The organism is Xanthomonas hawaiiensis (assembly GCF_031834635.1).
GTDB classification, from domain to species: Bacteria; Pseudomonadota; Gammaproteobacteria; order Xanthomonadales; family Xanthomonadaceae; genus Xanthomonas_A; species Xanthomonas_A sacchari.
In genome coordinates this window covers 1,266,161-1,277,753 of the sequence record NZ_CP115873.1, presented here as the reverse complement: position 1 = coordinate 1,277,753, position 11,593 = coordinate 1,266,161, and the positions used below count along the sequence as shown (strand labels likewise).

Below are 11,593 nucleotides of genomic sequence, written 5' to 3'. Positions count from 1 at the left end.
CTAGCCTGCCCGGCACCCCAGGGACAAGGCAGGCGCGGTGGCGGCTCACCCCAAACGCACATGGGCGCGCATGTTCGCCGAACACGGCCCGGTGCTGCGCGGCTTCTTCGTGCGTCGCGGCGCACGCGAGGACGCCGAGGACATGGTGCAGGAGACCTATCTGCGGCTGCTGCGCGCGCATCGGCAGCAGGGCGAGGCCATCGCCAATCCCGAAGCCTATCTGTACACCGTCGCGCAGAACCTGGCGCGCGAACAGGCCGCGCGCCGCCGCCAGGCGCCGCTGCGCATCGACGAGATGGAGCAGTTCTCGCAATTGCTGGCGGCGGGAGACGACGTGGAAGACAGCGCACACCGGCGGCAGCGCCAGCAGCAATTGCAGGCCCTGCTCGCCGACCTGCCCGCGCGCACCCGCGCGGTACTGGTGATGCAGTACCGCGACGGGCTGAGCTACAAGCAGATCGCCGAGCGCATGGGCGTGTCGCCGCACATGGTCAAGAAACACGTGGTGCGCGGCCTGTCGGCCTGCCGACGCGCGCTGGCCGACAGCGGAGACCGCTGGTGAACGACAGCGCCTTCTCTTCGCGCAGCGCCATCGCCGAGGCCGCGCACTGGCATGCGGTGCAGCGCATGCAGCCGCTGGATGCGAAACAGGAACAGCAGTTGCTCGACTGGCTGACCGCCTCGCCGCAGCACCTGCGCGAGTATCTGGCGATGCAGCGCGTGGCCGGCGACCTCGGCGAGGCGCTGCGCGGCATGGACCTGGACGTGGATGCCTTGCTCGCCAGCGATGCCGCCGCCGACGGCACCGCGAGCGGCAACGTGATCGCCCTGCCCGTGCCGCGGCGCGCGTCAGCGGCGGCACCAGCGCGCACGCGGCGCATCCATGCCGCGCCGCGCTGGCGCTTGGCCGCGGCCGCCGCGGTGTGCGCAATGGCGGTGCTGGTCGGCTGGGCCTGGCCGCGCAGCCAGACGTACCGCACCGCGCTCGGCGAACAACGCAGCGTGCAACTGGCCGACGGCAGCGTGGTGCGACTCAACGCGCAGACCCGGGTGCGGGCCACACTGACTCCGTGGAGTCGCACGCTGCAGTTGTTGCAGGGCCAGGCCAGCTTCGTGGTCGCCGCCGACCGCCGCCCGCTGCAGGTGCACGCCGGCGGCCTGCGCGTGCAGGACATCGGCACCACCTTCGACATCGCCCTGCACCCCGACCAGGCACGCATCGAGGTGTCGTCCGGACGCGTGCAGGTATGGCGCGAGGATCGGCCGCAGCAGCCGATGCTGGCCGATCTCGGTGCCGGCCAGAGCGCACGCATCGACACCGCCGACGGCCGGGTCGAACTGGGCAATGAGGACGTCGCCGCCATGCACGCGTGGTGGCAGCACCGCATCGTGTTCCGCGACGAACCGCTGGCCAACGTCGCCGAGGATTTCAACCGGCTCAATCGCACCCGCCTGCTGATCGACGACGCCGGGGCCGGGGCGATGCGACTGACCGGCAACCTGCGTGGCGACGACGTCGCCGCACTGCGCGCCTTCCTCGATGCGCAGCCGACATTGCAGGTGCACGCGAACGCGGACGCTATCCACGTGCGCAGCCGCACGCCCACCCAGGCGCGCCTGCAGTAGCGCGGCAAGTACGTCGCGCACGATGCGCGACGCACAACTTATCCAGACCGACTGGTCGGCGCGCAGATGCGTGCCATCAACGCGTCACACGCATCGTGCACGCGTACCCGCGCGCGCACGCGACGCCAGCACGCCCCGCACGTGTCACAGAAAATTCATCGAAAAACGGTGCCCGATCCTCGCCGTCGCGCCTCGTAGTCCGGGGACAGCGCAGGCAAACGCCCGATGGCGATGCCGCGCGCACCACCACCCCCGCTCTCACAGGACCCGACGATGCGCCGCACCCTGTTCCTTTCCATCGCCCTCGCCCTGCACGCCGGCGCCGCCGGCGCGCAGACCGCGCCCGTCGCGGTCGATGCGATTCCCGCGCAGCCGCTGGCGCGCGCGCTCAATGCGCTGTCGCGGCAGACCGGCCTGCAGTTCGTCTACGCCGCCGGCAGTACCGGCAATCCGCAGACGCATGGCAGCCGCGCCGGCGCGGCGCCGGAACAGGCGCTGCAGCAACTGCTCGACGGCACCGGGCTGCGCTATCGCTTCCTGACCCCGACCACGGTGACCATCGAGGCCGCGAGCGCACCGGCCGAGACCGCCAGCACCGCGCCGGCCGCGATGACCGCCGCACCGACACCGGCACCGACCGCGGACGCGCCGGTCAAGCAACTGGACGGCATCCAGGTGCTCGGCAGCTACGCCGGCAGCCTCAGCGCCGCGCTGCGCGAGAAGCGCTACGCCGACAGCGTGGTCGACGTGATCGCCGCCGAGGACATCGGCAAGCTGCCGGCGCAGAACGTCGCCGAAGCGCTGCAGCGCGTGCCCGGCGTGTCGATCGTGCGCGACCGCGGCGAAGGCGTGTACGTGCGCGTGCGCGGCCTCGGCCCCAACTTCCAGGTGACCACGCTCAACGGCCAGACCATGGCGGTCAACGAGAACGTACGCACCTCCGGCCAGACCGGCCGTCAGTTCCGCTACGACACCCTGCCGGCGGAACTGGTCGCCGGCCTGGACGTGATCAAGAGCCCCACCGCCGATCTGGACGAAGGCGCGATCGGCGGCATCGTCAACGTGCGCACCTTTCGCCCGCTGGAACTGGGCAAACCCCTGACCAACGTGTCGCTGGAGTCGAGCCAGGCGCAGCGCACCCACGCCAACGATCCGCGCGTGTCCGGCCTGTTCAACTGGGTCAATGCCGAGGGCACCTTCGGCGTGTTGCTGTCCGGCGCGTACGCGCAGCGCAGCCTGCGCCAGGACCGGGTCAACGAAGTGAGCTGGGACTACTACCGCGACGGCGTGCCGGGCGTGCCCGGCGCCCACTACGTGCCCACCGGCCTGCGCCCGACGCTGGAACTGGAGCAGCGCGAACGCACCGGCATCGCCGCCTCGCTGCAGTGGAAGCCGAGCGCGGCCTGGGAAACCAACCTGGATCTGCTGTACGCCAAGCAGACCGTGCACTACGACGAATACAGCCTGGGCGTGGGCTTCGACAGCCTGGCCAAGCTCAGCAACCTGCGCGTGGCGCACGACGGCATCGCCGGCTTCGACTACCGCAACGGCCAGGTGCAAATCTCGCGCGAAACCTCCGGCATCACCGACGACAACCGCAGCGCGCGCCTGTCCAGCACCTGGAGCGGCGATGCATGGACGCTGGGCGCGGTGGCGTTCCACTCGCAGGCGCACAGCTACGACTCCGATCCGATCCGGCGCACGCGCCTGCGCAGCGGCACCAATCTGTCGATGCGCGTGGACATGCCGCAGGCCGATGGCGACGACGTGCCCGACTGGCGCTTCACCAACGGCTTCGATCCAACCAATCCGGCCAGCGTGGCCGGCCGGCGCCTGGAGTGGCGCGAGATCGACGCGCGCGACAAGGAGGACGCACTGCAGTTCGACGCCAAGCGGACGCTCGGCGACGGTTTCTTCCGCGACCTCAAGGTCGGCGCCAAGTACCGGCAGCGCTCGCGCACCTACGATCGCGCCGACCTGCTGCTGACCAGCATCGCCGGCGTGCGCTTCCCGGCCGGCAACTTCACCGCGCTGCCGGTGGACGACATGCTCGCCGACGCCAACGGCAACCTGCCGCGGCAATGGCTGGCGCCGGTCGAATCGACCTTCTTCGGCACCTGGCCGACCGCCGCTGACCTGGTCAACACCCCCAACAGCGCCGACCTGCAGAACTCCTACGAGGTGAAGGAGAAGATCGGCTCGGCCTATGCGATGGCCGACTTCGGCAGCGAACTGGCCGGCCGCGCGCTGCGCGGCAACCTCGGCGTGCGCCTGGTGCGCACCGAGCAGACCACCGACGGCCACGCCGACGTCAACGGCAGCGCGCAGCCGGTGCACTTCGCACGCAGCTACAGCAACGCCCTGCCCTCGTTCAACGCCGCCTGGGACGTGCGCGAGGACATGGTGCTGCGCAGCTCCGCGGCCAAGGTCATCACCCGCCCCGACCTCACCGACCTGTCGTCCAAGCTCACCTTCAATTCCAGCGGCGAGATCCTCACCGCCAGCGGCGGCAATCCGTCGCTGCGCCCGTTCGAGGCCTGGCAGTACGACCTGACCTTCGAGTGGTATATCGACGGCACCTCGGCGCTGACCGGCGGCGTGTTCTACAAGGACATCTCACGCTTCATCCAGACCCAGATGTCGAACCTGCAGTACCAGGGCCAGACCTACCTGCTCTCGTCAAAGACCAACGGCAGCCAGGCCAGCGTCAAGGGCGTGGAAGTGGCCTACCAGCAGGTCTTCGCCGGCCTGCCGGCGCCGCTGGACGGACTCGGCATGCAGCTCAACTACACCTGGACCGACAGCGAGGCCACCTACCGCGACGGCAGCCGCAGCTTCACCGACAGCCTCGAAGGCGTGGCCAAGAACACCTACAACGCGGTGCTGTTCTACGAGAAGGGGCCGCTGATGGCGCGGGTGAGCTACGGCTGGAGCGACGACATCGTCAACGCGGTCGGCACCGCCAACGTCGCCACGCTCAACAGCGACAAGTTCGGCAGCCTCGACGCGAACGTGGCCTGGAAGGTCAACGACACCCTGTCGGTGTTCGTCAACGCGATCAACCTCACCGGCGCCGTGCAGCGCCAGTACGTCGGCGACCGCCTGTTCGGCGGCTATACCGACTACGGCCGTACCTGGTCGGTGGGCCTGCGCGCACGGTTCTGATCCGCCGCGCTGCCGTCCACGTGCGGCAGCCAGCCAAAGCCCGCGGCCTGCTTGGCCGCGGTCTACCGCCACCGCACCGTGCGCCGCACACCGCCGCGCGGCGCACCGCCTCTGCCTGGAGCTTGCCGATGCCATCGCTGCCGCGCCTCGCCACCGTCGTCCTGTTCGCCCTGATGCCGCTGGCCTGTGCCGCGGCACGCGCGCAAGCGGCCGCGACGGAGACGCTGGAAAAAGTCGTCATCCTCAAGCGCCACGGCGTGCGCGCGGCGATGTCCAGCGCGGAGCAACTGGAGCGCTACTCGGCGCGCCCTTGGCCGCGCTTCGCGGTGCCCGCCGGGTATCTCACCGCGAACGGCGCAGCGCTGGAACGCTTGTTCGGCGCCTACTACCGCGCCCGCTACGCACCGCTGGGGCTGTTCGCAGGCGACGGCTGCGCGGCCGCGTACTACTGGGCCAACCGCACCCAACGCACCCTCGCCTCGGCGCAGGCGCTGGCCAGCACGCTGACCCCGGGCTGCGCCAACCCGGTGCACAGCGTCGCCGACGACGCCTCCGATCCGCTGTTCGACGGCGCGCCCGCCCTGCGCACTCCCGCCGCGGTGGCGCAGATGCGCGCGGCCATCGCCGGCCGCATCGGCGGCGATACGCAGGCCTGGAACGCGGCCCAGGCCGATGCCATCGACAGCCTGCAGCAACTGCTGCTGCAGTGCGCGCAACGGCCCTGTCCGGCCGATGCCGGTGACGGCAAGCAACGCCTGGATGCGGTGCCGGCGCGGCTGGGCGATGCCGACGACACGATCCCCGGCATCGAAGGCCCGGCCGCGGCGGCCTCCGGCCTCAGCGAAAGCCTGCTGATGGCCTGGGCCGACGGCCAGGACTTCGCCGGACTGGGCTGGCGCGGCGTCGACGAAGCCAGCCTGCTGCGCGCCTTCGCCCCGCACCAGGCCGAATTCGCGCTGCGTTTGCGCGCACCGGCGGTGGCACGCATGGCCGCCTCGCCGCTGGCGGCCCGGCTGCTGGCAACGCTGCTGGACGGCAGCGGCCAGACCACCCGCGCCGCGCCGATCGGCGGCGCGGCGCGGCTGGTGGTGCTGTCCGGCCACGACGGCACCCTGACCCTGCTGGCCGGCATGCTCGACCTGCATTGGCAGTTGCCCGGCTACCAGCCCGACCAGACCGTGCCTGGCGGCGCGCTGGTGTTCGAGCGCTGGCGCCGCGCCGACGGCGAACGCGTGATCCGCCTGCGCTACACCGCGCAGAGCCTGGCGCAACTGCGCGAACGCCGCGCGCTCACCGTACAGGCGCCGCCGCTGGAATCGGCCGTGTTCATCCCGCAGTGCAGCCGCGCCGATGCGACCTACGACTGCCCGCTGCCGGCCTTCGCCACCGCGGTCGAGGCCGCGCTCGATCCGCAGTTCCTGACCCCATGACGCCACGTGCGCCGGCTCCGGCCGGTCGCGCGGCGGCATCGGTGCCTTCCGGCACCGCCCCCTGGCGCTCGCGCCACCCGCTGTTCCTCCCAACCCGCAAGAGGCGATTCATGATCCAGCATCTACGCACACTCGTGAGCTACGGCATCGGATTGAGCCTGGCCTGCGCCGGCGTGGTCCACGCGCAATCGGACGTCGGCGTGCTCGACGTGCTCACCTACAACGTCGCCGGCCTGCCGCAGGGCATCTCCAGCAGCAACCCGGCCGCCAACACCGCCCAGATCGCACCGAAGCTGGCGCCGTACGGCCTGATCAACGTGCAGGAAGACTTCAACTACCACGCCACGTTGTACGCGGGCGACCAGCACCCCTACCGCACGCCCACCAGCGGTGGCGCGGCGATCGGCGACGGCCTCAACACGCTGAGCAACTACCGCTTCGACGATTTCACCCGCATCAAGTGGGACAAGTGCAACGGCACCGACTGCCTCACCCCCAAGGGCTTCAGCTACATGCGCGTGCGCCTGGACGACGGCGTGCTGCTGGACGTGTACAACGCCCATCCCAACGCCGGCACCGAGAGCGCCGACCTGGCCGCGCGGCGCGCCAACATCAGCCAGCTCTCGCAGTTCATCCAGACCTGGTCGGCCGGCAACGCGGTGCTGGTGATGATGGACTCCAACACCCGCTACACCCGCGCCGACGACAACATCCGCACGCTGATCGCCGCCAACGGCCTGACCGATGCGTGGGTGGAACTGGTCAAGGGCAGCGCGCCGGCCGCCGGCGCCGCGCCGCTGCTGTGCGGCACCCCGCCGACCAACGACTGCGAAGTGGTGGACAAGATCCTGTACCGCGACGCGCCGCAACTGACCCTGGTCGCCAACCGCTACAAGCTCGACGACGGCAACTTCTACGACAGCGCCGGCAAGCCGCTGTCCGACCACTACCCGCTGGCCGCGCAGTTCGGTTGGGCGGTCGGTACCACCGTGCGCACCAGCGACCAGTTCGGCGGCCCGCACGGCACCCCGTTCAACGACATCGCCAAGGGCGCCGAGCAGCGCAGCATCGCCAGCGTGACCCTGCGCGGCGCCTCGCGCCTGGACGGGATCGCCCTGGGCCTGGACAACGGCAGCACCCTGGCCCACGGCGGCAGCGGCGGTGATGCGGTCTCGCTGCGCCTGGCCGCCAACGAGCGGCTGACCTCGGCCACGCTGAGCGTGGGCCAGTACAACGGCCACACCCGGCTGTTCTCGCTGAGCCTGCGCACCAACCAGGGCCGCAGCCTGAGCGCCGGCACGCCGACCACCGAGACCTACACGCTCACCGCACCCAGCGGCTGGCACATCGCCGGCTTCACCGGCCGCGACGGCGACGAGATCGACAAGCTCGGCGTGGTGTATCGCAAGGATTGACGGAACCGCGGGCGCCATCTTGCCTGTGGCACCCGCAACGGCAACGGCGCGCGTAGCGACGCGCGCCGTTCGCCATACGGAAACGCCATGCGCCGGCTGCGGCCCATGGCCGGTCGCGCGCATCGACATGCAAAGAGCGGATGCATCACGGCTGACGGTGCGGGTAGAAAATCTCCGCGCCAGGCCGCGCAATGCGGCGACGCGCCTACCTGGGCCGCACTAGCGCACACACCACCACGCCGCAATTCGCGAAGCGACGCAGCACACGCGGACGGCGAGACGCTGCCCGTCGACACCGCGGCCTATTCGCTCGCCGCCTCCAACGCCTGCGCCAGGCGCTCCACCGCGATCACCTCCATGCCCTTGACCGTGCCGGTCTTGGGCGCATTGGCCTTGGGCACGATGGCGCGCTTGAAGCCGTGCGTGGCCGCCTCGCGCAGCCGGTCCTCGCCGTTGGGCACCGGGCGGATCTCGCCGGACAGGCCGACCTCGCCGAAGGCGATGGTCTTCTCCGCCAGCGGCCGGTCGCGCAGCGACGACAGCACCGCCAGCAACACCGGCAGGTCGGCCGCGGTCTCCTGCACGCGGATGCCGCCGACCACGTTGACGAACACGTCCTGGTCGCCGACCACGATGCCGCCATGGCGGTGCAGCACCGCCAGCAGCATCGCCAGCCGGTTCTGTTCCAGGCCCACCGCCACGCGCCGCGGATTGGACAGCGGCGAGGCATCGACCAGCGCCTGCACTTCCACCATCAACGGCCGCGTGCCCTCGCGGGTGACCATCACGCAACTGCCGGGCTGGTGCGCGCTGCCGCCGGACAGGAAGATCGCCGACGGGTTGGAGACTTCCTTCAGCCCCTTCTCGCCCATCGCGAACACGCCCAGTTCGTTGACCGCGCCGAAGCGGTTCTTGAACGCGCGCAGCAGGCGGAAACGGCTACCACTTTCGCCCTCGAAGTACAGCACCGCATCGACCATGTGCTCGAGCACGCGCGGACCGGCGATGCCGCCTTCCTTGGTGACGTGGCCGACCAGGAACACCGCGGTGCCGGTCTCCTTGGCATAGCGCACCAGCCGCGCGGCGCTCTCGCGCACCTGGCTCACCGAGCCGGGCGCGGCGGTAAGCGCCTCGGTCCAAAGGGTCTGCACCGAGTCGGCCACGATCAGCTTGGGCCGCGCCGCGCTGGCGTGCTGCAGGATGTGCTCGATGCCGGTCTCGGCCAGCGCGTTGAGGCCGTCCAGCGGCAGGTCCAGTCGCACCGCACGGCCGGCGACCTGGCCCAGCGATTCCTCGCCGGTCACGTACAGCACCGGCAGGGTGCCGGCCATCTTCGCCAGCGCCTGCAGCAGCAGCGTCGACTTGCCGATGCCGGGGTCGCCGCCGATCAGCACCACCGCGCCTTCCACCAAGCCACCGCCGAGCACACGGTCGAATTCGCCGATGCCGGTGGACACGCGCGCCTGGTCGCGATGCTCCACGTCCTTGAGCGCGGTGATCTTCGGCGTCTCGGCCTTGCCGGCCCAGCCGCTGCGTCGCGCCGCGGCCGGCGCCTTGGCCGTGGCCGCGCTCTCCAGCACGATCTCGCTCAGCGTGTTCCAGGCGCCGCATTCGGTGCACTGGCCCTGCCACTTGTTGTATTCGGCGCCGCACTCGCCGCAGACATAGGCCGTTTTCGCTTTCGCCATCTGCTTCTGGTCCGCTCAGACAATGCACCAGCATAGTGGCTGGCGGTCTCAGCGTCCGCGACGGAGGTGCGCCACGATCGTCGGGCGGCATCGGCGGACAGGCAAACCCCGCATTTCCGCAGCAGCGGCTTCAGCCGCGAACAGGCGTTACCGGTCATGCCCCGTCGCGGCTGAAGCCGCTCCTACGACAGACGCACCGCACGCGTCGTCAACGCAGTGACGGCGATCGATCACTCGCCGCACAGCGCGACGCGGACGCCGCGCGCCCGCCACCCGGCAGACGACGCCGGGCGGCGGCACTGGCCGACTCAACGCGCCTTGTACAACTCGCTCAGGCGATCCGGCGTGCCGGCGATGCGCTCCAGGTGCGGATACTGCAGGCCGCCGGAGTAGGCGATGCGCAAGGTGTCGTAACGGTCGCCGCGCTTGACCAGCAGTTCGATCGGCGTGCTGCCGCCCTTGGCCGCGGTGATCGCGTCCTTGAGTGCGTCGGCGCTGTACTCGGCGCCGCCGATCGCCACCACGCGGTTGCCGGCGATGAGGCCGGCATTGAACGCCGGGCTGTCCCACAGCACCGACTGCACCTGGCCCTGCTGGTCCAGGCTCAGGCCCAGCGAATAGCTGAGGTCCAGGCTCTTGTTGCGCGCCTCGCTGGTCTTGTTGGCCGCGTTCGGCTGATCGGTATAGACCAGCTTCCAGCCGCTGGCTTCGATCCCGCCGACCAGCGAACCGTGCTCGTCGAGACGGCTGCGCAGCAGGGTCGCCCAGTCGTACTTGGCGATCCCATCGAGCGTGGCGACGATGTCGTCGAAGGTATAGGGATTCACGTCCCAGGCGCCGTCGTGCATGCCGAAGAACGCCTTGGCGAAATCGTCCAGCGAGCGCTTGCCGCCGCTGAGCTCGCGCAGCTTGGCGTTGACCTCCAGCCAGACCATCTGACCGCCGGAGTAGTAGTCCTCGCTCATCTGGTAGCTGCGGTAGGCGCGCGGCCGGCGCATCGACATGGTCGGGTCGTTGGTGGTGTCCTGCAGCGCGCGCCAGGCCAGGCCGGGACGGCCGCGCTGGTAGACGGCGGCGACGTTGGCCAGCATGTCGCGGGCCTGGTCCTGCGTCCACAGCCCTGCGCGCGCGGCGATCACCTCGCCCCAGAACTGGGTCTGGCCCTCGTACAGCCACAGCAGGCTGTCGCCCATCGGCACGTTGAAGTTGGGCGTGGCCAGGTCGGCGCCGCGGCGGTACTTGCCGTTCCAGGAATGATTGAACTCGTGCGCGAGCAGGTCGCGCATCTCCCAGCTCTTGTCCCACTCGGTGAAGTAGTCGAGCGGGCCGCTGTTCTCGCTGGAACGATGGTGCTCCAGGCCGATGCCGCCGAGCTTGTCGGTCAACGCCAGCAGGAACTCGTAGTGGTCGAAGTGGCGCGCGCCGTACAGCTTGTCCATCTGCTGCACCAGGGCCACGTGCGCCTTGACCTGCTCGGGCTTGGCCTCCAGCGACTTGGGCTTGTCGGCGAACACGTTCAGCGCCACCGGCGCCTTGCTCTTGTCGTCCAGCACGATACGCTTGTAGTACTTGCCGGCGAACATCGGCGAATCGACCAGGTCGTCGAAATCGATCGGCTTGAACGTCACCGTGTCGCCGCTGCGCGTGGCGGTCTCCAGCGCGGTGGCATAGCTCCAGCCGGCCGGCAGGGTCACGCTGGCCTGCGCCTTGATGTTGCGCGCGTACACGCCGGCCGGATACAGCGCGGTGGTGTTCCACTGCAGGTTGAGCATCTCCGGGGTCATCATCACCCGGCCCTGGCCGTCGCCCTGCGAGGACAGGAACTGGTACTCGGCGACGATCTCGCTGACCCCGGCGGGCACGTCGATCTTGAACGCATAGACGTCGAACTGGTCGCGCGTCCACGGCAGCACCTTGCCGTTGGCCTTGATCACCAGCCCGGCGAGCTTGTCGATCGGGCCGGTCGGCGAATGGTTGCCGGGGATCCACTGCGGATACAGCAGGGTCATCGGCCCCGGCGTGGCCGGGATGGTGCTGCGCACGCGGAAGATGCGATGGGCCAGGTCGGTGGCGTCGACATCGATCTTCAGCGTGCCGGCGAACGGCACGTCGCGCGGCGGGGCGGTCTGCGCCGAGGCCTGGAACGCGACAGTGGCGGCCAGCAGCAACGGCGCCATCCAGGCAGTGGACTTGTTCATGGGGTCTCCAGGGGGGCGAACGACAGCGGACAGGCAAACCCCCATGCTATGCCTGCGCCGCCGCCGCGTGC

General features: G+C 70.2%; 7 protein-coding genes. 5 read left to right on the top strand and 2 right to left on the bottom strand.

The window, feature by feature from the left end:
- The first annotated feature begins 37 nt into the window (after positions 1 to 37).
- From PG878_RS05715 to PG878_RS05695, 5 genes are all read left to right on the top strand, one after another.
- Positions 38 to 562: an RNA polymerase sigma factor gene (locus PG878_RS05715; protein WP_209029497.1), complete on the top strand. Its 525-nt coding sequence runs from the start codon at positions 38 to 40 to the stop codon at positions 560 to 562.
- 65 nt (positions 563 to 627) lie between these two features.
- On the top strand, positions 628 to 1,626 hold the full coding sequence (locus tag PG878_RS05710) for a FecR family protein (RefSeq protein WP_209029844.1): 999 nt from the start codon (positions 628 to 630) through the stop codon (positions 1,624 to 1,626).
- Positions 1,627 to 1,899: 273 nt separating this feature from the next.
- Positions 1,900 to 4,791 (top strand): TonB-dependent receptor, encoded by a 2,892-nt coding sequence (locus PG878_RS05705; RefSeq protein WP_209029496.1) that lies wholly within the window; start codon positions 1,900 to 1,902, stop codon positions 4,789 to 4,791.
- A 173-nt stretch (positions 4,792 to 4,964) separates the two neighbouring features.
- Complete coding sequence (locus tag PG878_RS05700; protein ID WP_425611775.1) at positions 4,965 to 6,221, top strand: histidine-type phosphatase; 1,257 nt, start codon at positions 4,965 to 4,967, stop codon at positions 6,219 to 6,221.
- A 110-nt stretch (positions 6,222 to 6,331) separates the two neighbouring features.
- Positions 6,332 to 7,636: a jacalin-like lectin gene (locus PG878_RS05695; RefSeq protein WP_209029494.1), complete on the top strand. Its 1,305-nt coding sequence runs from the start codon at positions 6,332 to 6,334 to the stop codon at positions 7,634 to 7,636.
- Between the two features lie 302 nt (positions 7,637 to 7,938).
- Here the strand turns inward: PG878_RS05695 and radA are convergent, their stop codons facing one another.
- A complete protein-coding gene (gene radA / locus PG878_RS05690) occupies positions 7,939 to 9,324 on the bottom strand; it encodes a DNA repair protein RadA (protein WP_017907382.1) in 1,386 nt (461 codons plus the stop codon).
- A gap of 308 nt (positions 9,325 to 9,632) precedes the next feature.
- A complete protein-coding gene (locus tag PG878_RS05685; protein WP_209029493.1) occupies positions 9,633 to 11,522 on the bottom strand; it encodes a M61 family metallopeptidase in 1,890 nt (629 codons plus the stop codon).
- Positions 11,523 to 11,593 lie beyond the last annotated feature (71 nt).